Annotated in this window: 19 protein-coding genes; 14 read left to right on the plus strand and 5 right to left on the minus strand. The window is 48.4% G+C overall.

Translation table 11 applies throughout. The annotated features are described in order from the left end of the window. Positions 1–111 precede the first annotated feature (111 nt). Positions 112–801: a class I SAM-dependent methyltransferase gene (locus ACFQ1C_RS04930; RefSeq protein ID WP_379557465.1), complete on the minus strand. Its 690-nt coding sequence runs from the start codon at positions 799–801 to the stop codon at positions 112–114. 251 nt (positions 802–1,052) lie between these two features. After that, positions 1,053–3,095 carry an oligopeptidase A gene (gene prlC / locus ACFQ1C_RS04935; protein ID WP_379557424.1) on the minus strand — a complete coding sequence of 681 codons (2,043 nt, stop codon included), beginning with the start codon at positions 3,093–3,095 and terminating at the stop codon, positions 1,053–1,055. Between the two features lie 509 nt (positions 3,096–3,604). Between prlC and gorA the strand changes: the two genes are divergently transcribed. The 5 genes from gorA to ACFQ1C_RS04960 all read left to right on the plus strand — a co-directional run bounded on the left by gorA (position 3,605) and on the right by ACFQ1C_RS04960 (position 11,011). Next, positions 3,605–4,957, plus strand: coding sequence for a glutathione-disulfide reductase (gorA, locus tag ACFQ1C_RS04940; protein ID WP_379557425.1), 1,353 nt, complete (start codon positions 3,605–3,607; stop codon positions 4,955–4,957). A gap of 341 nt (positions 4,958–5,298) precedes the next feature. Continuing rightward, positions 5,299–6,699, plus strand: a complete 1,401-nt coding sequence (locus ACFQ1C_RS04945) for a DUF2868 domain-containing protein (RefSeq protein WP_379557426.1) — start codon at positions 5,299–5,301, stop codon at positions 6,697–6,699. Then, positions 6,699–8,087: a DUF3482 domain-containing protein gene (locus ACFQ1C_RS04950; protein ID WP_379557427.1), complete on the plus strand. Its 1,389-nt coding sequence runs from the start codon at positions 6,699–6,701 to the stop codon at positions 8,085–8,087. Before ACFQ1C_RS04945 ends, ACFQ1C_RS04950 begins: the two co-directional genes overlap by 1 nt. 609 nt (positions 8,088–8,696) lie before the next feature. After that, positions 8,697–9,725, plus strand: coding sequence for a hypothetical protein (locus tag ACFQ1C_RS04955; protein ID WP_379557428.1), 1,029 nt, complete (start codon positions 8,697–8,699; stop codon positions 9,723–9,725). An 830-nt stretch (positions 9,726–10,555) separates the two neighbouring features. Beyond that, complete coding sequence (locus ACFQ1C_RS04960; protein WP_379557429.1) at positions 10,556–11,011, plus strand: aminoacyl-tRNA deacylase; 456 nt, start codon at positions 10,556–10,558, stop codon at positions 11,009–11,011. A gap of 103 nt (positions 11,012–11,114) precedes the next feature. On the opposite strand, the gene ACFQ1C_RS04965 is transcribed toward ACFQ1C_RS04960, so the two are convergent. Further along, positions 11,115–11,597 (minus strand): FKBP-type peptidyl-prolyl cis-trans isomerase, encoded by a 483-nt coding sequence (locus tag ACFQ1C_RS04965; RefSeq protein ID WP_379557430.1) that lies wholly within the window; start codon positions 11,595–11,597, stop codon positions 11,115–11,117. 269 nt (positions 11,598–11,866) lie between these two features. Between ACFQ1C_RS04965 and phaR the strand changes: the two genes are divergently transcribed. Continuing rightward, on the plus strand, positions 11,867–12,448 hold the full coding sequence (gene phaR, locus ACFQ1C_RS04970; RefSeq protein ID WP_379557431.1) for a polyhydroxyalkanoate synthesis repressor PhaR: 582 nt from the start codon (positions 11,867–11,869) through the stop codon (positions 12,446–12,448). A gap of 41 nt (positions 12,449–12,489) precedes the next feature. On the opposite strand, the gene phaP is transcribed toward phaR, so the two are convergent. After that, entirely contained in the window at positions 12,490–13,128 is a 639-nt protein-coding gene (phaP, locus tag ACFQ1C_RS04975; protein ID WP_379557432.1) for a TIGR01841 family phasin, read from the minus strand. An 806-nt stretch (positions 13,129–13,934) separates the two neighbouring features. Between phaP and gcl the strand changes: the two genes are divergently transcribed. From gcl to ACFQ1C_RS05015, 8 genes are all read left to right on the plus strand, one after another. Then, a complete protein-coding gene (gene gcl / locus ACFQ1C_RS04980) occupies positions 13,935–15,713 on the plus strand; it encodes a glyoxylate carboligase (protein WP_379557433.1) in 1,779 nt (592 codons plus the stop codon). A gap of 67 nt (positions 15,714–15,780) precedes the next feature. Beyond that, positions 15,781–16,566: a hydroxypyruvate isomerase gene (hyi, locus tag ACFQ1C_RS04985; protein ID WP_379557434.1), complete on the plus strand. Its 786-nt coding sequence runs from the start codon at positions 15,781–15,783 to the stop codon at positions 16,564–16,566. 81 nt (positions 16,567–16,647) lie between these two features. Further along, entirely contained in the window at positions 16,648–17,565 is a 918-nt protein-coding gene (gene glxR / locus ACFQ1C_RS04990; protein WP_379557466.1) for a 2-hydroxy-3-oxopropionate reductase, read from the plus strand. 576 nt (positions 17,566–18,141) lie between these two features. Beyond that, the gene (locus tag ACFQ1C_RS04995; protein WP_379557435.1) at positions 18,142–19,596 is read left to right on the plus strand and encodes a YfcC family protein; all 1,455 of its coding nucleotides are present in this window, start codon (positions 18,142–18,144) and stop codon (positions 19,594–19,596) included. Positions 19,597–19,868: 272 nt separating this feature from the next. Then, positions 19,869–20,972 (plus strand): carboxynorspermidine decarboxylase, encoded by a 1,104-nt coding sequence (locus ACFQ1C_RS05000; protein WP_379557436.1) that lies wholly within the window; start codon positions 19,869–19,871, stop codon positions 20,970–20,972. Between the two features lie 55 nt (positions 20,973–21,027). After that, positions 21,028–22,269 (plus strand): saccharopine dehydrogenase family protein, encoded by a 1,242-nt coding sequence (locus ACFQ1C_RS05005; protein ID WP_379557437.1) that lies wholly within the window; start codon positions 21,028–21,030, stop codon positions 22,267–22,269. A 463-nt stretch (positions 22,270–22,732) separates the two neighbouring features. Continuing rightward, on the plus strand, positions 22,733–23,218 hold the full coding sequence (locus ACFQ1C_RS05010) for a DUF3015 domain-containing protein (RefSeq protein ID WP_379557438.1): 486 nt from the start codon (positions 22,733–22,735) through the stop codon (positions 23,216–23,218). Positions 23,219–23,340: 122 nt separating this feature from the next. Then, entirely contained in the window at positions 23,341–25,209 is a 1,869-nt protein-coding gene (locus ACFQ1C_RS05015) for an Lnb N-terminal periplasmic domain-containing protein (protein WP_379557439.1), read from the plus strand. A gap of 242 nt (positions 25,210–25,451) precedes the next feature. On the opposite strand, the gene ACFQ1C_RS05020 is transcribed toward ACFQ1C_RS05015, so the two are convergent. After that, positions 25,452–26,285, minus strand: a complete 834-nt coding sequence (locus tag ACFQ1C_RS05020) for an IclR family transcriptional regulator (RefSeq protein WP_379557440.1) — start codon at positions 26,283–26,285, stop codon at positions 25,452–25,454. Positions 26,286–26,720: the final 435 nt, after the last annotated feature.

A 26,720-nucleotide genomic window follows, 5' to 3' on the forward strand; every position in this document is an offset into this window, starting at 1 on the left:
CTCGACGTCACCACAAAACATTAGTATATACTAAATTAACTATTGCGCATGTATGACAAGGATCGTTCGCCGCCCTGTTTTTTGCTGATCGCTTAAGGCTGCCCGAAGGGCTTACTCTTTGTTGCTTAAAGCTTGCTTCACGTACAAATCGAAGCGGTTACCTTTAGTCTCTATTTGTGCCGACGGTGACATCTCATTCAAAAAACCGGCATAGCCAGGACGCTTAACCACCACCCGTGCACGGGCTAATTGTAGCGCTTGTGGCAGCAGTACATCTGCATCCAAATCTGGCCCCACTAATGAGTGAAACACCCGCATTTCTTTTTTTACCAAGGCCGCTTTTTTCTTATGGGGAAACATAGGGTCCAGATAAACCACATCCGGCTGCTCGGTAATATCAGCCAATATCTTGCCAAACGGTAACAGCTGCATCCGTTCGCTCACCCAATCTCCAATGTCGGCATCTAGCGCCGCGCGGCGCAAACCATCCGCCAGCAGTGCATGCACCACGGGATGGCGCTCGCACAAGGTTACCTTGCAACCCAACGAGGCCAGCACAAAGGCATCTCGCCCTAATCCCGCCGTGCCATCGACCACGCTGGGGTTATGACCTTTTTTTAAGCCTATGGCTTTAGCAATAGACTGGCCGCGACCGCCACCAAACTTGCGCCGATGCGCCGCAGCACCCTCGGCTAAGTCTACATACACACCACCCAGCTTGGGCTCATCTAACTTGCGCAGCTCTAGCCGCCCTTCGGTTAATACCAAGGCAAAGGGCGCCATGGCGCTCACGCCTTGCATAGCCACTTGAAGTTGTTCAGCCTCGCGCTGCAAGCTTTCGTCAACGCACTCTATCTGTAACGGGAACAAATGTTCGGTCATCCTGCATTACCATTAAAAACGGCCGACACTAGGCCAGCCGTTATAAGCGTTCAATTGGGCCCTTCGGGCAGCGGTAAGCTGTCAGCTGTAAGTTAAACTCAAAAACTAAAGTCCCCAGCTCCGTAGAGCCAGAAAAGCTTGGATCTTTTCTTGAGCTTACAGCTAATCAGTTAAGCCGTGATGCCCGTGTGGCGTAACAAGGCATCTATCTTTGGCTCGCGGCCACGGAATTGCTTAAACAGCTCCATGGGCTCTTTAGAACCGCCTTGCTCCAAAATGGCATGCAAGAAATCACGGCCCGTTTTGGCACAAAAAATACCTTCTTCTTCGAAGCGCGAAAACGCATCGCTCGACAATACTTCTGCCCATTTATAGCTGTAATAACCTGCGGCATAACCGCCGGCAAAAATGTGGGAAAAACCGTGCTGAAAACGGTTAAAGCTTGGCGGTGGCAATACCGACACCGACTCGCGCACCTTATCCAAGATCGCCTGCACTTGGCCAGGTTCTGCACCGTCTTTCGCCATGTGTAGACGGAAATCAAACAGTGAGAACTCTAATTGGCGCAGCATCATCAACGACGAATGGAAGTTACGGGCCGCCAACATACGCTCTAACAAATCGGCGGGCAGCGGTTCGCCCGTTTCAAAGTGGCCAGAAATAAAAGCCAGCGCCTCTGGCTGCCAGCACCAGTTTTCTAAAAACTGGCTGGGTAGCTCAACCGCATCCCATGCCACGCCATTAATACCGGCCACGCCCGCCACATCAACCTTGGTCAGCATGTGGTGAATGCCATGACCAAATTCGTGGAACAGGGTTTCTACTTCGCCATGGGTAAACAACGCGGGTTGGTCACCAACTGGGCCGTTAAAGTTACACGTAAGGTAGGCCACCGGCTTTTGCAAGCTGCCGTCTTCACGGTAACGACGACCCATGCAGTCATCCATCCAAGCGCCGCCACGCTTATTAGCGCGGGCATAAAGGTCGAGATAGAAACTGCCGCGCAGCTCGCCGTCTTCGCCACAAATATCGAAGAAGCGCACATCGGGATGCCACACTTCTACGCCAAAACGCTCGGTAACCTTAACGCCAAACAAACGCTTTACGGTTTCAAACAAGCCGTGAATCACCTTGTTAGCCGGAAAGTACGGGCGCAGTTCTTCATCAGAAATGGTGTATTTATGCTGTTTTAGCTTCTCGCCGTAATAGCTCACGTCCCACGCATTTAACTGCGCGACTTCGTGGTGCTCACGAGCAAACTCAGTAAGTTCACTAAGCTCAGCCTTACCTTGTGGGTAAGAGCGTTCGGCTAGCTGGTCGAGAAAGTCCAACACTTGCTGTTCGCTCTGGGCCATTTTAGTGGTCAGTGACAACTGGGCATAATTTTCATAACCCAGCAACTGGGCCAGCTCTTGCTTGAGGGCCACGGTTTCTTCAATAACGGCGGTGTTATCAAACTCACCGGCATTGGGGCCTTGATCCGAGGCGCGAGTGCAATAAGCGCGATACAGCTCTTCACGCAGGCTGGCGTCATCGGCATACATCATTACCGGCAAATAAGAAGGAATATCGAGGGTAAATACCCAGCCTTCTAGCTCGCGAGTTTCGGCCTGAGCTTTGGCGGCGGCTTGGGCGGACTCGGGTAAACCGGCCAACTGTGCTTCGTCTGTTACCTGTTTAATCCAGGCTTGAGTGGCGTCTAACACTTGGTTAGAAAAGCGCGAGCCTAAGTCTGATAGCCGTGACTTAATGGCACCAAAGCGCTGCTTTTGTGCGGGTTCTAGCGCGATGCCCGACAGGCGAAAATCACGTAGCGTGTTATTCACCTCTTTTTGCTGGGCTAAGCTTAATTTTTTAAAGTTATCGCGTTTGGCTAAGCTTTGATACGCCTCAAACAAGCCTTGGTGTTGGCCCATCCACGTGCTGTATTCAGACAGCATCGGCAGACACTCTTCATAGGCTAAGCGCAGTTCATCGCTGTTTAATACGCTGTTAAGGTGACTCACCGGCGACCAAATGCGGGATAAGCGATCGCCCACTTCTTCTAATGGCGCAACCAGGTTATCCCAAGTAAAATCTTCATCGCGAGCCAACACGGTTTCTACCCGTTTTTTGCAATCGCTAATGGCGTGCTCTAGCGCCGGTTTTACTTGTTCTGGTTTTATCTGGCTAAACGGCGGTAAGCCATCCATGGTCAGTAGCGGGTTAGTCATCTTGATACCTCTTCGTATTTAGGCCATCGACTGGTACAAACACAATCGAGGGGAAACTAGGGTCTGTTGACCTTTCGCGGTTAAATTTTGTTCGAGCTAGACACGTTTTTATCGCGGCGAGAGGGTTGTAGCCTAGTCATTCTAAGCAAAATCCTCTCAACAAAGAGAAAAGCCTGTTTAGCCTAACCCGAAGGGCTGCGTTTATGGTGCTTTTCTACTGCGTTATTGCTTATTTACAGAGAATAACGATATGGCACAAACGATGCTTTAATATAAAGGCCCTATAAACCGCAGCAAAAGTAATCTCGAAAGGTCAACAGACCCTAATAAGATGGTGATAGCGGCAGCAATGTTCAAGCTTTTACTGGCTATTAAGAGCAATTCTTGGCGGAAACGCTCAGTTAGTGAGCATATTGTTGCGTCAAGCTTGGTGTACAATCGCCGATGGCTTAGGCTGTATTCCATTCTTTGCTCATATTCACCCCACCTTCTCTGTTAGGAGCCTATATATGGCACAGCATTTTGATTATATCGCTATCGGTGGCGGCAGCGGCGGCATTGCATCGGCTAACCGCGCCGCCATGCACGGCAAAAAAGTGGCTTTAATTGAAGCCAAAGACTTGGGCGGAACCTGTGTAAACGTGGGCTGCGTACCTAAAAAAGTAATGTGGTACGGCGCCCAAGTAGCCGATGCGATTAAGCTGTATGCGCAAGACTACGGCTTTGATGTAGACCTTAAAGGCCACAGCTGGACCAAGCTAGTTGAAAGCCGCCAAGCCTACATTGGCCGCATTCATCAATCTTACGACCGGGTGCTGGGCAACAATAAAATTACCGTGATCAAAGGCTTTGCCAGCTTTAAAGATGCCCACACCGTGGTAGTAAACGGCGAAGAATATACTGCCGATCATATTACCATTGCCACCGGTGGCGAGCCGGTTATTCCGCAGATCCCCGGAGCCGAGCACGGCATCAACTCTGACGGTTTCTTCGAGCTTACCGAGCAGCCTAAGCGCGTTGCGGTAGTGGGCGCGGGTTATATTGCCGTTGAATTAGCAGGCGTGATGAATGCGCTGGGTTCAGACACCCATTTGCTGGTGCGCAAGCACGCACCACTGCGCAACTTCGACCCCATTCTTACCGATACTCTCGTTGAAGCCATGGCTACCGAAGGTCCTAAACTTCATACGCAATCGACACCGAAAAGCGTCAAAAAACAAGCTGACGGCAGCTTATTGCTGACATTAGAAAGTGGTGAGCAGCTTGAAGTAGATTGCTTAATTTGGGCTATCGGCCGTCGCCCACTAACGGCAAACCTGAACTTAGCAGCCGCTGGCGTAGCAACGGATGAGCGTGGCTACATCAAGGTTGATGAGTTTCAGAACACCAGCGCCGATGGCGTATATGCGGTTGGCGATAACATCGGCTACGTTGAGCTAACGCCGGTTGCGGTTAAAGCGGGTCGTCAGTTATCTGAGCGTTTATTCAACGGCAAAACCAACGCTAAAATGGATTATAAACTGATCCCAACCGTAGTATTCAGCCACCCACCAATCGGCACCCTTGGTTTGTCTGAGCCAGAAGCGCGCGCAGAATATGGCGACGACCAAGTGAAGGTATACACCTCTACCTTTACCTCTATGTACACCGCCGTGACCAAACACCGCCAGCCCTGCAAGATGAAGTTGGTGTGTGTGGGTGACAACGAGAAAGTGGTTGGCGTACACGGCATCGGTTTTGGTATGGACGAAATTCTACAAGGCTTCGCGGTCGCCGTTAAAATGGGCGCCACCAAAGAAGACTTCGACGCCTGTGTAGCCATACATCCTACCGGCGCAGAAGAATTCGTTACCATGACATGATGCGCATAACGCATAGCTAGAAATAGTAAAAGGCCGAGCAAATGCTCGGCTTTTTTTATTTACTCCAAGCCTATACGGTAAAGAAACAAGCCAACCCCTAAAGCTATTTTTGCCACGGAATCCACAAAAACTACGGACGAAGAGCAACAAGTCAAGAGCATATCTCTTGTAAGGTCTTACCAAGTCAATGTTCGTTTTGGTCTTAATCTTAATTTTTCCGTGAGCTCAGTGGATTCCGTGGCGAAAAAGTCTTGAGTCTTTAATAATTTGCGCACCATTAATGTTATTCAACAGCCATTATCAGGCACAATAGAGCTATTACTACGATTAATGGAATGCTTGTGACTGACTCAACCTCCCATTTACAAACACTCTGGCTCTGCGAAACCGTGCGGTTACGCGAAGAGCACACCGGCCAGCTGGAAGACAGCGAAGCCTGCCGTAAAGCTCGTGGCTCGCAAGGTTCACTTGCCGAGCGTTTACAGGTGCGCGGGCTGTTTCTCGCCAAGCGAGATGGGCTAATCACTGCACTGCAACACTGGCTGCAAGGTGCCAAGTTCGCCTTATGGCTGCTGATTTTTAGCGCGATTTTATCTGGCGTAGTATTGGCGAAAACCGCACTCAGTGGTAACTCAGAGGCCATTAATATCTTTTGGGCCTTGTCTGGCTTAATCGGCTTAAACCTGCTGAGCTTACTGGCGTGGTGTTTAGGCATGATATTTGCCAAACAAACTAGCTCACCGCTGAGCCACCTTTGGCTTTGGCTTAGCAATAAACTGGCGCGCGATGCCAAGGCGGCACAGCTAGCACCGGCATTATTAGTGCTATTACAACGCCATAACTTGTTGCGTTGGGGCTTAGGCCGCTTATTACACGGCTGGTGGCTAATTACCTTAAGTAGCGCCCTAGTCAGCTTAATTGCGCTGTTAGCCACCCGTCGTTATGGCTTTGTGTGGGAGTCCACCATAGTGGCCAGCGATTCCTTCGTGCTGCTGGTTCATTATCTGGGTATACCTGCCGCCTGGCTTGGCTTTTCCGTACCCACCAGCGAGCTAATTCAGCAAAGCAGCCTGCACGCCTTGGCTGGCGAACCTGCACGGCAAGTGTGGGCCAGCTGGCTGCTGGGCACGCTGTTAATTTACGGCGTTCTGCCGCGCTTAGTCTGCAGCTTATTGTGTGAATGGCGCTGGCGCCGCGGCGTTAAGCACTTAACATTTAATGCCAACGATCCCGTCTGGCAGCCCCTGCATGAGCGCGTACAGCCAAGTAGCGAGCGCCTAGGCGTAGTGGATGCCGCGCCCTCCGCCCTTCACCACACCACGACAGGCTCACAGTTGGCAGGACACGCCGCGGTATTGTTGGCCATTGAACTGGATGACAGCATCAGCTGGCCGCCCGAGCACTTAACATCAGAGCACCCAGCAAACGTACTAGATGCTGGAATGATCGATACCCGCGAGCAACGGCGCCACATGCTCGATCAACTGAGCGCTCATCCACCGGCACGGCTGCTAATTGCCTGTAACCCGCAGCGTTCGGCAGATCGGGGCACCTTGCATTTAATTGCCGAGCTCTCCCGCACTGCCACGCAAACGCGCGTCTGGTTACTGGATATTGATGCGCCTAAAGAGCGCTTAACTAACTGGCAAGAACAACTGGATGAGCTAAAAATAGTCCATAGTCGTACTGCCCCCTGGGCCTGGTTAGAACAAGAGCCGGAAAAAGAGGTTGGAGCAAGCTGATGACTGAACAAGCAACGCCGTTAACCCTGGCGGTAGTCGGCCACACCAATGTGGGTAAAACCTCCTTACTGCGCACCCTCACCCGAGATGTGGGTTTTGGTGCTATCTCGCATCGCCCCAGCACCACGCGCCACGTAGAGGGCGCGCGGCTGTCGGTAGATGGCGAAGCGTTAATTGAGCTTTACGACACCCCAGGCTTCGAAGATGCCATTGCGCTATATGAATACATCGAGCAACTGCCCCAAACCGAGCAGCGCTTAGATGGCCCAGAACAAGTGCAGCGGTTTCTTAACAGCAGTGAAGCGGCTCAGCGTTTCGAGCAAGAAGCCAAGGTATTACGCCAATTACTGCAATCGGATGCGGGTTTTTATGTGATTGACTCACGCGAGCCGGTGTTGGCGAAATATCGGGATGAGCTGGCCATTTTAGCCATGTGCGGCAAACCGTTATTGCCGGTGCTGAACTTTGTGAACGCCCCCGAGCAGCGCGAAGCCGCCTGGCGAGAAGTGCTAGCCCGCCTAGGCTTGCATGCGGTAGTACGCTTCGACAGCGTGGCCCCGCCCGCCGATGGTGAACAGCGGCTTTATGAAAATTTAAGCCTTGTTTTGGATAGCCAGCGCCCGCGCCTACAACGCTTAATTGACCACAACCTTGCCCAAGTACAGGTGCGGCGCAAAGCCGGTCACCGATTAATCGCCGAGCTGTTAATTGATATAGCCGCCGGTCGGCGCAGCGTACACCCCGACTTGTTAGACGAAGCGATTAAAGAGCTGCACAGCGACGTACGCCAACGGGAACAGCAATGTGTTGAGGCATTATTAAAGCTCTATGCGTTTCGCAAAGACGACGCCGAGGCACAAGACTTACCATTAGAAGAAGGTCGCTGGGGCGATGACTTGTTTAACCCGGCCACTATGAAGCAGTTAGGCGTAAAAGTCGGCGGCGGCATGGCGGCAGGCGCCGCCACCGGTGCAGGCATCGACTTGTTTACCGGTGGGCTAAGCCTAGGTGCCGCCACCTTACTGGGCGCCGCAGTCGGCGGCTTCACTCAGACTTTTCGCAGCTACGGCGAACGCATCAAGGGCAAATGGCGCGGCGAACGCGAGCTCACGGTTAATGACGCCACGCTACGCTTATTAGCTATTCGCCAGCAGCGCTTACTTAATGCTTTAGAACTACGCGGCCACGCAGCCCAAGAGCGAATTCAAATGGACACGCCGCTCGAGCAACAATGGCGCAAAGGCGAACTAGCCCCCCAACTAACAACCGCCCGAGCCTACCCAGCATGGTCCAGCCTAAACGGCCGCAAACCCCGCCAAGATCACGAGCGCACCAGCACCATCGAAAGTCTGGCCGCCAGTTTGGCGAGACAAGATGCTAGGGATTAGGGATTAGGGATTAGGGTGATTAAAACAGCGGATTAATGTGGTTGCACGGTAAAGGTCGGATAAAGGGCCCGCTCCCCCGACTCGCTTAACCCGCATCCATGCGGCGCTCAAACACATGACATCCCTGTCATGTGATGGCCGGCTGAGCAGATCCCTTCATCCTCCTCGATGCTATGGCATTGCCAGTGGTTAATGGTGAAAAACCGCGAAAAAACGGCCGAGCTGTTGCTCGGCCGTTTGTTTACCTAAAGCGATTAAACTGCTGATTTATGTGATTGCACGGTAAAAGTCGGATAAAGGGCCCGATCCATCCTCCTTGATGTTTAGGAATGGCCTGTTAGTGCTATCCGCTGGCGATTCGGTGCCTTGTTAACCCATTTATTTCACCAAAATGAGATCAACACACCTTGACCACCCTTCCTATTTGCAACCTGCGCTGCCTATAATGCGAAAGATTCATATAAGGTTTATCTGATACTGACGAACAAACGCCAATAACAGAGAAAAGTAAGGTCGCCCACAATGCCAATAAACTAGCTTTGTGATTGGCGGCGTTATGTATAGAGTTGAGTTTCGAGATCAATCGGGAAAAAGGAAATATAGACACCAATGGCAAAAATTGAATTTGAGTATTCCAAAAGTGCAGTGAATAGAGCCGGTGTCGCATTGCTTGCGGGGGTTAAAGAAGACCATGATGGGGCTAAGAAGGCCCTCGATAATTGGCGAACTTGTCATGTCGCTCCTCTAAATAGTTTTCAATCTTCGTTAAGAAGAAAGCTGTCAAAAATCGACAATGAAGCTCTCGTCTCTCAGCGATTAAAACGAATGCCCTCAATACTTGCTAAGCTAAAAAGAAATCCTGGAATGAAATTAGCACGAATGCAAGATGTTGGAGGTATTCGCTCAGTAGTTAAAGACATGTCTAATGTTAGAAAAATTCAATCGGAGTATACAAAAGGAACAAAAGTTTTCTCAATCGTTAAAGGTGGAAAAGATTACATAAATTATCCTAAAGACTCCGGTTATCGAAGTGTTCATATGATATTCCAATGTAAAAGTGGATTTTCTATCGAGCTACAAATTAGAACAATAATACAACACGCATGGGCTACTGCTGTTGAAACGATGGGGACTTTTCTAAACCATTCTTTAAAATCTAGTGAAGGCCCTGATGAATGGCTTAGATTTTTTGTTTTGGCAAGTTCGGCATTTTCAATACTTGAAAGTACACCAAGAGTTCCGGAACATAATAATTATAGTGAATATGAAATTTTTGATATGCTATTAAAAAAAGAAAAGGAACTCGATGTCATTAGCAAATTATCAGGATTTCGAGTTGCGGCCAAACACATTGAAAGTGATAAAGTAAATGGGCATTATCACCTTATAATTTTAAATCTCGATACGCGAAGAGCAAAAATAAAATCTTATACTAAAAGAGATGCATACAAAGCAAATATCGATTATTCAGAAATAGAAGAATTAGTTAGTCAGGGTGAGAACTTACAAGTTGTTCTTGTTACATCCAAGTCTATAGCTTCTTTAAAAAAGGCGTATCCTAGCTACTTCCTTGATGCACAGTTGTTTGCAAAGCAAATTTTGGCGGTTAGAAAAAAAATTGCTCGAATGAAAGCGTAAGTTTTCTATACACAACTAATTCAGACGCATAGCCAAGTACTTAAGCATTAAAAAATCGTAAATGACACGTAACCCCTTACCCTGCTTGGAATTACTTTGCTGCGATGGTTGAGCGTTTCGTCGTAAATATTGGAAAGCCCAATCGAGATGATGCTCTATTTTTTGCATCGCCCGCTGGCTTATCGCTGTCACCACCGGGCAAAACCAAACATCTGCATTTTTCGCGGCTTTAACAGCGATAATCCTGGCGAAGCTGAATTGACGATAAGCCGTTTCAGCAGAAAGTTATGCGGTCAAAGGTCATGGGGGCAGGTCTTGCTTTTTGCTCTCGGCCTTTTTATTCGCATTTTCCGCCAGCAACACCAAATCGACGAGAGAGGTAGTAGGGATTGCTGGAGCCGACCGTCAAATGCCAGGGACGGCATTTGCCGAGCGCCGCATGGATGCGGGTTAAGCGCGTCGGTGTAAGTAACCCTGCTGCCTCTTTATACATACGCCACACCAGCAGACGCCGTCAGGTATAAAAAGGCCGAGCATCTGCTCGGCCTTTGTTTTTAGATTCCACCAACAACACCGTACCGACGAGAGCGGCGGCTGGGATAACCTCAGCCGACCATCACATGACAGGGATGTCATGTGTTTGAGCGTTACAGGGAGGTACTTGAGCGGGTCGGAGGAGGTTGCCCAGTCGCCTCTCTATACATTCACCAAGCCAAAAACAATGCCTGCCTTTAGCTTATTTAGCCTTTTTCTTACAGCTTCAAGCTTACCGCTTCCGGCTGGGATCCTATACTTCAACTGATATTTCGTATCAATTAGGAGGACGTGTTATGCCGGCCCAACGACTACAAAAATACCTAAATCAACAGGGAGTCAAATATCGGGTGATTACCCACTCGCCGGCTTTTACCGCACAAGATGTGGCCGAAGTCGCCCACATACCGGGCAGCGTAATGGCCAAAGTAGTGATCGTGACCCTAGATGGCCAAATGACCATGATCGTCGTACCCGCCCCCAAAATGATCCATACCGACACCCTCGCCCAAGCCCTGTCGGCACAGAAAGTGACCCTTCTGCATGAACACGACTTTCGCGAGAAGTTTCCCGACTGCCAAATCGGCGCCCTGCCCCCCTTTGGCAACCTCTATCAAATGCCAGTGTATATCGACACCGAACTCGCCCACCAACAAGAAATAGTCTTCAGTGCCGGCAGCTACCGAGAACTGTTTAGCCTGCCCGTCAAAGACTACCTGAGACTGGTTCAGCCCAAACAGTTTGCCGACTAGCCCAAGCGTGTGCTCATCCCGCAGCGCACAAAAAAGGCCGAGCAGTTGCTCGGCCTTTTTTAATCTTTAACTTACAGCGTACGGCTTATAGCGTACAGCTGTCTTAGTGCTGGTGACCGCCTTCGCCGTGGGCGTGACCGTGGGCAATTTCTTCTTCAGTTGCGGCACGTACGCTGACTACTTCTAGATCAAAAATCAGCGTCAAACCGGCTAAAGGATGGTTCATGTCTACGTCAGCCATAAACTTACCTACCTTCGCTAACGTCACCTGACGCTCACCTTGCTCAGTGTGTACCGTAGCCATCATGCCCGCCTTCCACTTCTTAGCACCTTGCAAATGCTTAACCGGTACGCGCTGGATCATGTCGTCTTTACGCTCGCCGTAACCTTCTTCAGGAGTCAAAGTGATGCTAAAGCTCTCGCCCTCATCTTTGCCGGTCATTGCATTCTCAATACCTTCCAACATACCCTTATGACCGTGCAAATAAGCCAGCGGTGCGTTGTCTACGTTGGTGTCCAACGTATCACCGTCTTCATTTTTAAGAGTGTAGTTAAACTGTACCACTGTGTTGTCTGCAACTTGCATCGGAGATCCCGTTATCGCTTAAATAAAATAGAGGGGAATAATAACAGATGGCACCGCACGGTTCACGGCTTGAACCGGAACACAGCTGTAAGCCATACGCTTTACGCCGTAAGTTAGAGACAAACGCCGTCTTTTTTGGCTTACAGCGTACGGCGGCCCGAAGGGCTTCTTTTGCTACGCAAAATCCGACCAGTGGCAGTGGCCTCTACAAAAGGTAGGGGTTTGGGATACACTGGCTGTAACAATAGTTGGCCGAGAATCGATGTAGTATGTCAAAAGCTCAAGACAGTATCCGTATTATCAAGAAATATCCCAATCGTCGGCTGTACGACAGCTTTACCAGTAGCCATGTCACGCTTGCGGACATTCGCCGGTTAGTGCAAGAACAAGAGCCGTTTCAGGTAGTTGATGCCAAAAGCGGCGAAGACATCACGCGCAGCATTCTGTTACAGATTATTCAAGAAGCCGAAAGCGACGGCAATCCGATTTTTTCTAGCACCATGCTAAAAAACATCATCTGCTTTTATGGGCCTTTTCAAGGCGTGCTTGGCAGCTACCTAGATGAAAGCATTCAGTCGGTTATCGACATTCAAACGCAAACCGGATCGAAATCTTCACACGCCTGGACCGAATTTATGCACGGCCAAGCGCCCATGATGCAAGACATGATGCGCCAATATGTCGAACAATCCCGTGATCTTTATATGAACACGCAAAACATGTTTGGTATGTTTGGCGGCTTTAGTACCCAGACCAAAGAACAAGATAAGGCCAAATCTAAGTCCGATGCCGACCCCCTGTCTGGTGAAGAACAAGAAACTGGCGACGAAAAAAAAGGCGATAAGGAATAATCCTTATCGCCTAAATAAATAACCGCTATTATTGGAGGTTATTAGTTAGCTTTGGTCGCGTTACGGCCTTTAGCTTGGGTCTGAGTCTGCTCTGCTGCTTTAGTAGTAGCAGTAGCAATGTTCTTTTCAGTTGTTTGCACTAACTCACGAGCGGCTTTTTCAGACTGCTCTGCTGCCTGCTTTACTGCACTTTCTGCAACTTCAGTGGCGTTTTTAGCCGCTTTTTGTGCTTGCTCATATGCTTCGTTAGCGCTGGTAACCGCTGTTTTTAATGCGGTTACTGCTGACTCGCTGCCCGCAGGTGCATGACCTGCCAACTGCTCAATAACTTCATTTAACTGCTGATTGCCAGTAGCAATCTGCTGCTCTGCAAACTGGCTAATCTGCTGCTGGCTATCAGCTAATACTGCAACCACTTCACGATTAAAGCCAAGCTGACTTTCTAACAGCGCGCTTGGGCTGAAGAAAGCACTTTGCAATGCAAAGAATTCCGTAACATCGCGTACGGCCAACAGTTTGTTGGTGTATTCAACCTGAGTGCTGCTCAGTTCGGTCAACGCACTCTGTTGTAACTGGCCCAGCTTGGTGGCGCCGGCAAACAGGTTGCTAGTAAGACCTTGCAGCAAGTTCAAGTTGGTTTGCTGAATAGTTTGCAGTTTTGAAAAATCGAATAATGACATTATATATCTCCTGAAGAATGAGGGGCTCTTGGCCTAGTACGCCAGCAAGAAAAACATCATCTTTTCGTTTCTTAGCATCGGCGCACATCTAATACTGCACTGCACAAAACGTTTTGACAAGTTCTTTTTTGTGCAGTGCACAATAAAGATCGTTTACCGACTCTATGTAAGCCAGCAAAACGCATGTGAGTTGTGAAGCAAAAACACCACATCAATGGAGCAGAACAGACACCAAGACATTTCACTGCACAAAACTGGCGCGTTTAAAGCCGTGCCAACAAAAAATTCATATGTGAGTGTGATCGATAACCGACAGCTTAAGACTAGCGGCTTAGCGCTGTTCTAGGGGGGTTATTGCTGTCATTTACCCTTAACAAATGTAAGCAAACTGTGCGCATGAGTGTAATCAACACTGTACCGAATGTTTATTTTGTCATATTGTTGTTATCATATGTGCGTCAGGTCACACTTATGGGGTTGCTAACTACCATTATTTTTGTACTAACAACGATAAAAAGGCGTGTGCAACTTTTACAAATTGAGCAAAACCGATACCACAGCAGCCAACTCTAAATTACAAAACAAAAAATGCTACAAATCGGACTGATCGCCCGTTATTTCGTTTTCGCAGTTTCCACATGGTAAAAATGATTTCCAAAAACTGGTTGATCGCCACAGTATTTTTTGTATGATCACGATAATGGTTACCTGGTTGTTAACCGTTCTCACCAGACGGGACCAGTAACCATTACCCCTAGATAAACTATAATGGTGCCGAGAGCACCTCAGATGAATGGATACCGATTATGGCTAAAATGAAAGCAATCGAGGCAGTTGCCAAAATCCTTGAGCTTGAAGGTGTAACTAAAGCCTTTGGCGTTCCCGGCGCCGCAATTAACCCTTTCTACGCAGCATTGCGTGGCTTAGGTTCAATTGAACACGTACTCGCGCGCCACGTTGAAGGCGCGTCACATATGGCTGAAGGCTACACTCGTGCAAACCCAGGCAATATCGGCCTGTGTATTGGTACTTCTGGCCCTGCCGGTACCGATATGATCACTGGTTTGTACTCAGCGATGGCTGACTCGATTCCAATTTTGTGCATCACTGGCCAAGCGCCACGTGCTCGCATGCATAAAGAAGACTTCCAAGCGGTAGACATTGAAGCTATCGCTAAGCCAGTAACTAAGTGGGCTATTTGCGTAATGGAGCCCGCTCAGTTGATCGGTACTTTCCAGCAGGCATTCCACATTATGCGTTCTGGCCGTCCTGGCCCAGTTCTTATCGACATGCCGTTCGACGTACAGATGGCTGAGATTGAATTTGACGCTGAAGCATACGTTCCAATGATCCCGTACAAGCCAGCGGCTACTCGTATCCAAATCGAGAAAGCGCTGACTATGCTGAATGAGTCAGAGAAGCCGCTGTTGGTATCTGGTGGTGGTGTTATTAACGCCAACGCAGACAAGCAGCTGACTGAGTTTGCTGAGCTGGTAAACGTACCAGTAATTCCTACTCTGATGGGTTGGGGCACAATTGCTGACGACCACGAGTTGATGGCGGGTATGTGTGGTCTACAGACTTCACACCGTTACGGTAACGCTAACATGCTGGCATCTGACTTCGTGTTGGGTATTGGTAACCGCTTTGCTAACCGTCACACCGGTTCGGTTGAGGTTTACACCAAGGGTCGTAAGTTCGTCCACGTAGATATCGAGCCTACTCAGATTGGTCGCGTATTCTGCCCAGATCTGGGTATCGTATCTTGCGCCGGCGCTGCTTTGGATCTGTTCTTAGAAGTTGCTAAAGAATGGAAAGCTGCCGGCAAGCTGAAAGATCGTTCTGCTTGGGTTGCTGAATGTAAAGAACGCAAGAGCACCATGCAGCGTAAGACCAACTTCGACAACGTTCCAGTTAAACCACAGCGTGTTTACCAGGAAATGAACAAAGTCTTTGGTCGCGATACTACTTATGTATCTACCATTGGTTTGTCACAAATTGCTGCGGCTCAGTTCCTACACGTATACAGTGCACGTAACTGGATCAACTGTGGTCAGGCTGGCCCTCTGGGTTGGACTATCCCTGCTGCTCTGGGTGTGGTTGCTGCAGACAAGTCTCGCAACGTGGTAGCTATCTCTGGTGACTACGACTTCCAGTTCATGATTGAAGAATTGGCCGTTGGCGCACAGTTTAAACTGCCGTACATCCACGTACTGGTAAACAACTCTTATCTGGGTCTGATCCGTCAGGCACAGCGTGGCTTCGACATGGACTTCTGTGTTCAGTTGTCGTTCGAAAACATCAACTCTCCTGAGCTGGGCGAGTACGGCGTTGACCACGTGAAAGTTGTTGAAGGCCTCGGTTGTAAAGCAATCCGTGTTTACAAGCCAGAAGAAATCGCTCCTGCACTGGAACAAGCTAAGAAGTTGATGGCTGAATTCTCTGTACCAGTAGTAGTTGAAGTGATTCTTGAGCGTGTAACCAACGTTTCTATGGGCGTTGAAATTGACGCAGTTAACGAGTTTGAAGAACTGGCAGAGAAAGGCGTTGATGCCCCTACTGCTACTATCTCTCTACTTGATTAATTAATACCTTAAGGCCCAGCCACTCGGCTGGGCTTATTTGTGCCCCAAATTAATGAAGGACATTGTTATGCCTAAATTAGCTGCCAACTTGTCTATGCTGTTTACCGAAGTGGCCTTTATGGACCGCTTTGAAGCCGCCGCTAAAGCTGGCTTTAAGGGTGTAGAATATTTATTCCCTTATGCTGAAACTGCACAAGATATTAAAGCCAAACTGGATGCCAATGGTCTGACCCAGGTGTTATTTAACCTGCCAGCCGGTAACTGGGACGGCGGCGAGCGCGGCATTGCCTGCCATCCTGACCGTGTTGAAGAGTTTCAAGCCGGTGTTGATAAGGCCATCGAATATGCCAAAGTACTGGGCAATAGCCAAGTAAACTGCTTGGCTGGTGTTCAGCCTGCGGGCGTGTCTTATGACGAAGCTGAAGCGACCTTTGTTGCTAACTTGAAATTTGCTGTTGATAAGTTAGAAGCAGCCGGCATTAAGCTGGTAATGGAAGCGATTAACACCTTGGACATCCCTGGCTTCTTTTTGAACAACACCAAGCAAGCTCAGTCTATTCGAGAAAAAGTGGGTAGCGCTAACTTGTATCTGCAATATGATATTTATCACATGCAGATCATGGAAGGCGACTTGGCTCGTACCATTAAAAACAACCTAGGCAACATCAACCACGTACAGTTGGCTGATAACCCAGGTCGTAACGAGCCAGGCACCGGTGAGATCAACTACGAGTTCTTGTTTAAGTACCTGGACGAAGTAGGCTACAACGGTTGGATTGGTTGCGAATATAAGCCAGCCACTACCACCGAAGCGGGTCTTACTTGGTTGAAGAACTACGCCAACCTAGGCTAAATCCGGACGATGTTGCATTAAGCAGCATTGATATATCTTTAAGGTCGTAGGTGTCGCCCTATTAAGTGGCAAAAACATCTGCTGTCCCCACAAGCTAAAAAGGAACATACGATGAAAATAGGTTTTATCGGTACCGGTATCATGGGCAAGCCCATGGCGGCGAACCTGCAAAAAGCAGGTTACACTCTGTATTTCTCTGAGCACTACAACAAGGCACCTGCCGATTTGTTGGGTGACAAAGGTATTGCTCTAGCAACGCCTAAAGCAGTTGCTGAAGCTGCCGACGTTATCATTACCATGGTGCCCGATACCCCACAGGTTGAAGACGTACTGTTTGGTGAAAACGGCATAGCTGAAGGCCTATCTGCTGGCAAAATCGTAGTAGATATGTCTTCTATCTCTCCGATTGCTACCAAAGTTATTGCTAAGCGCGTTAACGAAACTGGCGCTGACTACTTAGACGCTCCAGTATCTGGCGGCGAAGTGGGTGCAGTAAACGCGACTCTGACCATCATGGTTGGCGGCGAGCAGTCTGTATTCGACAAGATCAACCCACTGTTCGAAATCATGGGTAAAAACATTACTCTGGTAGGCGGTAACGGTGACGGTCAGACTACTAAAGTAGCTAACCAGATCATTGTTGCTCTGAACATTGAAGCCGTTGCAGAAGCGTTGGTATTTGCTTCTAAAGCCGGTGCCGATCCTGCCAAGGTGCGTGAAGCTCTGATGGGCGGTTTCGCTTCTTCTAAGATCTTAGAAGTACACGGCGAGCGTATGGTTAAGGGTACTTTTGACCCAGGTTTCCGTATTGCTTTACACCAGAAAGACCTAAATTTGGCTCTAACTGGCGCACGTGAACTGGGTGTTTCTCTGCCTAACACTGCTGGCGCACAAGAGTTATTCAACACTTGTAACGCTCTGGGCGGTGCTGGTTGGGACCACTCTGGTTTGATCAAGGCGCTTGAACACCTGGCAAACCACAACATTCGCGGCGAGTGACACGCTGCCAGCCCGTTAACCTAAGGGTGGCGGGCTGTTAATAATTGGGGCAGCCAACGATAAGTACGAGCTTTCACTCAGGGGGCTTTGTGTTAGATCTTAATTATCGCTTGTGCTGCCCCACCGCTAGAAGCATCAAAGCGCAGCATTCAGCTGTTAGTTAACATATTCTCACCTCGTACTACCCTCGTTATACCCCCACTTTATTACTGCTCTACCTCTCAAGCAACGCCAAGATTCAAACAGAACTCAACTTACTGCTATCACCCCAAATCCGCTGTATACCTGACATTAACGACAAGAAAGGTTTGTTATTTAAACGCTTGATCTCTTTTTTCTCCGGCATAGATCTCCCTATAACACCACGGCTCATATTTAGATATACAACCTTGATTGTAAAATATAAATAAAAGTCGCAGAACCGTTGAACTATTGTTAACAAAACATTATAAAGGCTCGCGAGTCAGCGTACATGGGAACCATGTTCGCTGATGGATGAGTTAAGGATGATGATTTTTAGCAGCCTTCTTAACGCTAAACAGGCTTACTACTGCGCTTAATGCAGGGAAAAATACTATGACGATACCCACTTCTCAGATAGATCAGCAGTCGATAAAAACCGGCGCCAAGAGTAAAAAATCATTCGAAATGCCGCATATTTACGTAATCTTGTTTGTATTCAGCGCTATTGCCGCCGTGCTTACCTATATAGTACCCGCCGGCCAATATGATCGAGTGCCAGGGCCCAGCGGCCGTACTACCATAGACCCCAGCTCCTACCAGGTGATCGAGTCCACCCCTGTCGGACTGGTCGATTTTATGACATCCATTCCCAAGGGATTGATGGATGCGGGCGCAGTGGTATTCTTCACCTTTATGATCGGTGGCATGTTTATGGTGCTGCGCCGTACTGGCATCATCGAAATCGGCGTCGACAAGTTAACCCGCCGTTTTGCCAATAACACCATAGTGATCATTCCGGTATTGATGACCACGTTCGCGGTGATCGCCACGCTTATCGGCACCCAGGAACTGGCACTGGTCTATGTGCCCGTGATACTGCCGCTGATGATAGCTCTGCGCTTCGACTCCATGACCGCCGCCGCCGTTGCACTATGTGCCACCACTGCCGGTTTTACCGCAGGGGTACTTAACCCCATTAATACCGGTCTGGGCCAACAGTTGGCCGACTTGCCGATCTATTCCGGGCTGATGCTGCGGGTGCTGGCGTTCGCTGCCATTTTGCTGGTCGGCATCTTCTACGTTACCCGCTATGCGCTCAAGGTGCGTAATAATCCGGCGTTAAGCCTGATGGCCGATGACGCCAAGGAAAATGACAAGCGGGCGCGTTACCTGCACAGTGCCAGCGAGGCGGCTCTTACTGCCACCACGCGCCAGAAATGGGCATCTCTCGCAGCGTTCGGCTTCTTTGCTCTGCTGGTGTGGGGGGTAATGACCCGTGGCTGGTTCATGATGGAAATGGCCGGTCTATTTATCATCATGGGTGTGGTGGTCGGTCTGATTGCTGGTCTTAAAACCGAAGAGATCAGTGAAGGCTTCAACGAAGGTTTCCGAGACGTGCTGGTCGGCGCCATGATCTGCGGTATCGCCCGAGCGGTGGCCGTGATATTGGAAGATGGCCAGATCATGGATACGCTGGTGTATAACCTGGGTAACCTGGTGGGTGGCTTTCCGGCCATGTTCTCGGCTATTGGCATGTTCTTCGCCCAACTGGGTTTCAACTTTGTGATCCCATCGGGCAGCGGCCAGGCATTGGTTACCATGCCCATCATGGCGCCACTGTCTGACTTGGTTGGTGTAACCCGCCAGACCGCCGTGTTGGCCTTCCAGCTAGGTGACGGACTCGGCAACATCTTGTACCCCACCTCTGGTTACTTTATGGCAACTCTGGCCTTGGCTGGCGTATCTTGGAATAAGTGGATCAAGTTTTTCTTACCCCTGTTCGCCGTCTGGATTAGCATTGCCATGGGCTTTCTGATTTTTGCTCAAGTCACCCAGTGGGTTGGTTAACCGTATTCACCATTAGAACGACAACAGGCTTCCTTCGGGAAGCCTGTTTCATAATAGGCCGCTGGCCCCCCTTCTTTTATCCTTCACTTTTTTCTTCTCCCCTGCACTGAATTTAAGTGCTTGATCTTGACTGACCGTTGACGGCTTAACGCTTACGGCTCCCTAAGGTTAATTTTTGCTCGAAGCCTTCCGCCATTTCTACTATAATTATGCGCTTCAAATTTCCCGTGATCCAATCGGGTGGTTAAACCGAGTAAGAAGGTCTCACTCCAGTGATTAAAACGCCGTACTATCTCATCGATAAAGCCGCACTTTTGCGCAATATGGAAAAGATTGCCTATGTGCGCGAACACTCGGGCGCTAAGGCGCTGCTGGCACTAAAATGCTTTGCCACTTGGTCGGTGTTCGACTTAATGAGTCAATACATGGACGGGACTACCTCGTCTTCACTTAACGAAGTGAAGCTGGGTAAGCTCAAGTTTGGCGGCGAAACTCATGCTTACAGCGTGGCCTATGCCGATGACGAAATGGCAGAGGTTTTGGCGCACTCCGATAAAGTTATCTTTAACTCTGTGGGCCAGCTTAATCGTTTTGCCGATGCATCCGCTCATCATGTGCGTGGTTTGCGTTTAAATCCCGGCGTGTCTAGCTCGGCATTTTTAATTGCCGACCCTTCGCGTCCCTTTAGCCGCTTAGGCGAGTGGGATGCCGGTAAGGTAACCGACGTTATCGATCAAATTTCGGGTTTTATGATCCACAATAACTGTGAGAACAACGACTTTTCGCTGTTCGATCAGATGCTCAGTGACATAGAAACCAAGTTTGGTGATTTATTAACACACTCTAATATCACTTGGGTCAGTTTAGGCGGCGGTATTCACTTTACCGGTGACGGCTACCCAATAGACCACTTTTGCGCCCGCCTTAAAGCCTTTGCTGAGCGCTACGGCGTGCAGGTTTATCTTGAGCCGGGTGAAGCGTCTATTACCATGACCACCTCACTCGAAGTCACCGTGCTGGATACCCTCTATAATGGTAAGCAGTTGGCTATTGTCGACAGTTCCATTGAAGCACATATGCTGGATTTGCTGATTTATCGCGAGACGGCGAGAATGGCACCCAACGAGGGGGAGTTTGAGTATATGGTATGCGGAAAGTCTTGCTTGGCAGGTGATATTTTTGGTGAATTCAACTTTGAACAAGAGCTTAAGGTTGGGGATCGCCTCTCTTTTATTGACGCGGCAGGTTACACCATGGTGAAAAAGAATTGGTTCAATGGGGTCAAGATGCCCGCCATTGCTATACGTCAGCTCGACGGCAGCGTAGAGCTGGTTAAGGAATTCGGTTTCGACGACTTTGTAAACAGCCTCTCCTGAGGCATTAACTTACCCATATGTCGCTATTTAACGGGCGATGACAGGATATGTATTGATGAAAAGAAATGTTCTAATTATTGGTGCCGGTGGTGTCGCCCAAGTTGTTGCACACAAATGCGCACAGCATAATGATGTTCTGGGTAACATCCACATCGCTTCACGCACTGTCGAAAAGTGTCAGCAAATTGTCGACAGCGTACGGGAAAAAGGCAGTTTGAAAACTGCTGGTGAATTGCAAGCTCACGCATTGGATGCGCTAGATGTTGAAGCCACCAAGACGTTAATTGACAAAACACAGTCGCAAATGGTGATCAATGTTGGTTCTCCTTTCATTAATATGTCGGTATTAGAAGCCTGTATACAAATGGGTGTAGCTTATCTAGATACCGCCATTCACGAAGATCCAGAAAAAATCTGCGAAACCCCACCTTGGTACGCCAACTACGAGTGGAAGCGCAAGCAGCGCTGTGCCGATAAAGGCATTACCGCCATTCTAGGTGTTGGTTTTGATCCGGGCATGGTGAATACCTATGCTGCCGCCGCAGTAAAAGAAGACTACTTTGACCGCGTTGAGTCCATCGACATCATCGACATTAATGCCGGTAGCCACGGCCATTATTTTGCCACCAACTTCGATCCAGAAATTAATTTCCGTGAGTTTACGGGTCGTGTTTGGTCTTGGCAGAACAATGCCTGGGTGAAAAACAAGATGTTTGAGGTGAAGCGCACCGACGATCTACCGGTAGTAGGCAGCCAAACTAGCTACATGACTGGCCACGACGAAATACACTCTTTGTCACATAACTTAGATGTGCCTAACGTGCGTTTCTGGATGGGCTTTGGTGAACACTACATTAATGTGTTTACCGTGCTTAATAGTTTAGGTTTGTTGTCTGAGCAACCAGTGCTAACCGCTGAAGGCCAAGAAGTGGTGCCGCTTAAAGTTGTTAAAGCGATACTGCCTGATCCGTCTTCACTGGCGCCTAACTACACCGGAAAAACCTGTATCGGTGACTTGGTAAAAGGCCAGAAAGACGGTCAAGATAAAGAAATTTTTATCTATAACGTAGCCGATCACGAAGAAGCTTATGCCGAAGTAGGCAGCCAAGGTATTTCTTATACTGCTGGCGTGCCACCGGTTGCTGCCGCCCTGCTCATCGCTAGTGGCGAGTGGGATGTGTCGCACATGGTTAACGTAGAAGAGCTACCGCATCGCCCGTTCATTAATCTGTTGAATGAAATGGGTTTGCCAACGCGCATTAAAGACGAGCAAGGCGATCGCCCGCTAAGCTTTTAAGCTCGAGCCTCTAAGCCAAGTCGTTTAAGCATAAATAATAAGCGAAAGCTAATAAGGCCAGTCCCACGGACTGGCCTTATTTATGGCTGAAAAGCGGCTGTATGTCGTTGAGAAATAAGCTTCGCACTACACTTTATTCTAAGTAATGCCGCTTAACAGATGTGGTTGCAAAGGCACTGGCCCCCGCCTTCGCGAGGGCGACGATAAAGATAAGCTAGCCACAGAAGAACACGGAAAAACTAAACTGAGATAAGAACGAAAAGTTCAAAAAACCTTATTGGTAAGTAATGCTGCATAGACTTAATGATCACTATTTAACCAAAAACATTGCGTTACATCATAAAAAACTGAATGTTTTATTTTCATATAAATAAAATAGCCATAGTGAATATTAATTTATCTTCCCATATGAGATACACTGCAACTGGCTAATTTACGGCCTTAATGATTATAAGGACATATGATGAAAAAAATTCTTGCAGTAGTAACATTGGTTGTCGCCCTTCCTTTATCTAATGTTGCACTAGCCGACCAAGATATTGGTTGTGGTCTAGGCTCTATGGTATTTGCTGGAAACTCTGGCAAAGTCTCTAAAGTTCTTGGGGCAACAACCAATGGCTCTTCTGGTAACCAAACCTTTGGTATCACTTTTGGTACTCTAGGTTGTGACGGTACCGGCCCTGTGACTTCATCAGAGAAACTGGCTATGTTCATCGATGGCAACATGGATAACTTGGCTCGCGATATGGCAAAGGGCGAAGGCGAAACTCTGGCAACTCTTTCTGAAGTTTGGGGAATCCAACAAGCAGACAAATCAGAGTTTAATGCTGTTGCTCAAGCAAACTTTGCAGATATTTTTGGTTCAGAAAATGTGACGTCTCAAGAAGTATTGGTTAGCTTAAATACGTTGCTCGCACAAGACGCAACACTGACTGGTTACAGTATCTAATATAAAGATATCGAGTAACGTCTAAAGTGCTCCTTCGGGGGCACTTTTTTGTAACTCTCTTTATATTTAATTAGTGTCAATTGACTGATTAAATATAAAGAGTATAAAAATAACGGTATCTCATGAAGTTTTCAACGGTCGGTTTCATTTCCATTATCAGTTTGTGCTCTGCTTTTTCTCCTCTCGCAATCGGTGCCTCAACCTTTAATCATGATAAGTTTAGTGTTGTAGAGCTATCCCAAAGCCCCTACTGGATTAAGCTGGGACATTACCTTGCAAAACCGTTACGTGGCTCTGTTAGCACCGTCAGGCAAGGCGACTTTTTTCTCTCACCCGATGGAAAGGTGGATCCACATTCAGAGCTTGTCACGACCATTAATAAGTTGTACAACCCAGATATTGCGGTCGCTCAAATCACTCAGTGTCAATATCCTGCACGCTACGCTTGGTTAGAATCATTACATGGCCGAAGCGTAGAGCTCGACTGTCCTGAATTAGAAAAATGGCGCGACGCATTGGATCCGGAGGGAATGACGCTGGTGTTTCCAACCGCATTTATGAATAACCCCTCATCCATGTTTGGCCATACTTTGCTAAGGGTGGACGCAAAAGATCAAACTCGTAATAAAGAGCTGGTGGCCTTTGCGATTAACTTTGCAGCCGAACCCGACCAGCAGGACACCCCCGCTTTATTTGCGCTCAAAGGGTTAATAGGCAGCTATCCAGGTCGGTTCACGGTGATGCCTTATTATCGAAAGGTTCGCGAGTATAATGATATGGAGTCGCGAGATATTTGGGAATATCAACTTAACCTAAGTGAAGACGAAGTTAACCGTGTATTATTGCATTTATGGGAAATGCGCCATGCTGAATTTGATTATTATTTTTTAGATGAAAACTGCTCTTATCAATTGCTCGCTCTACTTGAGTTAGCAAGAGATGATTTATCTCTTATAAAGGATTTTCCTCTACAAGCCATTCCATCCGATACCGTTGAGACGCTGGAAAAAAATGGTCTATTAGAAGCACCAAAGTATCGCGCCGCTTTTGGAACGCGATTATTGCATCAAGCCCATGAAATAGAACCGGCACTGTTTGATGCGGCAATAAAAGCAAAGCAGGGAAATTATCCTGCTGCGGACGAGTTTACACCCACCCAACGTGCCGCTATTTTGGAGCTTGCTTATGAGTGGCTCAACTTCGAGCTGTACGATCAGGCGTTAGAGCGAGACAGCACGGCAAAGCGCTTAACTCAGTTACTGCTTCAGCGCAGTAAAATCACCGTAGAGTCTCCTTTCTCACCGGTTCCTGTTCCTAAAGTATCACCTGAGCAAGGGCATGCTTCGGCTAGAATAGGTACGGGGCTACAAACGAATAAAAATTCGCCTGATAAAATGACCCTAGAATGGCGAGCGACCTACCATGATGTGCTGGATTCGCAAGCGGGCTTTATTCCTGGCGCTCAGATCAGTTTTTTAGATACTCAATTGAGCATGGATAGCGATCGTCATGCTCAGCTTGATCGTCTCTATTTCTTAGATACGATGGCGTTAGCACCGAGTAATCAGGTGTTTAATAGTCTCGCCTGGAATATAAGAGCAGGTTTTGATCGAAAACCAATGGCCGAAAAACAAGCCGGTCGTTGGTTTGCTCAAGGTGGCACCGGAAAAGCCTGGGGCAGTGCGGATACTCTTCATGTTTATTCATTATTTTCTACTGCAGTAAGTCACGGTGAGCTGACGGATCATGACATTACTTTAGCCTTAGGTGCAGAGGCAGGTTTGATCTATCAAGTGGCGGACCAGCACCGTGTCGGTATACAAGGGCAATATCTAGCGCTAATTGATGCGCAGGCCAGTCAAGATTCATCAATGACGGTAAGCTGGCACTGGACCTTTAATCGCAACTTAGCACTGCGTAGCCAAGTTCAATACCAACACTGGTATACGGAAGATATGGCAGCAAAACTCACCGCGTATTTTTATTATTAACGGCGCTTGATGAGGCGTTGAGGGTAATGAGGACGACAGAGCCTAACAACCAAACCTATTTAGCAACCGAGTAAGACGTACCTGATTACTGATTACTGATTACCCACTAAACTCCGCCATACTGACAGTAAATTTAGCATCAATAAATGCGGTAAGTTACTGGGTTGCACAATAGGTTGCCACCACAGGTCTAGGTGATGAACGACCCCTTTTTATACTGCTATTTATTCAACATTAACAATTCAGCATTCAACATTCCGCGAAGCAGGCTGCTTCCCACCAATCACTAAGGTCACTTCTTTTGCTGCATCCATTACTAACTGGCTCAACGGCACTAAGCGTTCGCGCTTTACGCGGACGGCGGGGCCAGAAATAGAAATAGCCGCTACGGCCTCACCATATTCGTTATAAATATTGGCGGCAATGCAACGCAGGCCTTCAAATTGCTCTTCGTCGTCTAACGAGTAACCTTGTTGCTTGATATGCTGCAACTCGCTCGCAAACTGGTCGGCGCTGGTAATGGTGTGCTCGGTAAACGCTACCATATTGGTTTGTTTAATTAACGCCATAGCATCTTTAAGCGGCACGACCGATAACAGCGCCTTGCCCACGCCAGAGGCATGCAACGGTGAGCTGCTACCCAATGACACTACCATGCGCATGGTTTGCGGTGACTCCACCTGCCCAACATAGACGACTCTGCCTTGCTCTAAAATAGCGAGGTTAGAGGTTTCACCGGTGTCGGCCACTAAACGCTTCATAAAGGGCCGTGACTGGGCAATTACATCACGCTTTTTCAGATAGGCGTTACCTACCGCAAAGGCTTTTACGCCGATGCTCCACAAGCCTTGGGTGTCATCCACATCTACAAAGTCGTGGCTGCGCAAGCTGTTCAGTAAGCGGTGCGTCGTGGAAGGTGCTAGCCCTAGGCTATTGGCGACTTCGGTGAGTGACATTCCCATATCCGAGGCGGCCAAGCACTCCAGTAGCAATAAGGCACGCGAAAGCGACTGCACTTGGGTGGCGCTAGTTGGTTTGGTGGCTTTTGTTGTTTTAGGCATTACTTCTTTGGTCATGATATTGCCATGATCTACAGAGACTTATGACCATTGTATGGCTATTTAGCCGCTAAGTCCTGTTTGTGTTTAAAGGACGGTGAGGCGTGAGGGGAAACCAGAGTATATTCCAGCGAGCTATAAAGGTAGGCACCGCACTTGTAGTCCCACGCTTTAGCTGTGGGTCCTGCGAGGCTGGATAGTTTAAACATTCCCGCTGAGACGGGAGAGCCAGCTAAAGCGGCACACTACAAAAGACTGCGCTGGTTGGGTTTAGGTCTTGGATGCTCCTATTTCTTATTCACAACACACATGAGCTCCCAAAAGTGGCTAAATCTAACCAGTTAATTTTACAGAATGATATAAGTGCGAGATACCGGAGCCAGTCCGGTAAGACGGCAAAGGGCGGTGTTTATTCTGGTGGCATTCGATGGGTTGTTTTTACCCCTCACATCA

This window comes from Oceanisphaera ostreae (assembly GCF_042676125.1).
Lineage (GTDB): Bacteria > Pseudomonadota > Gammaproteobacteria > Enterobacterales > Aeromonadaceae > Oceanimonas > Oceanimonas ostreae.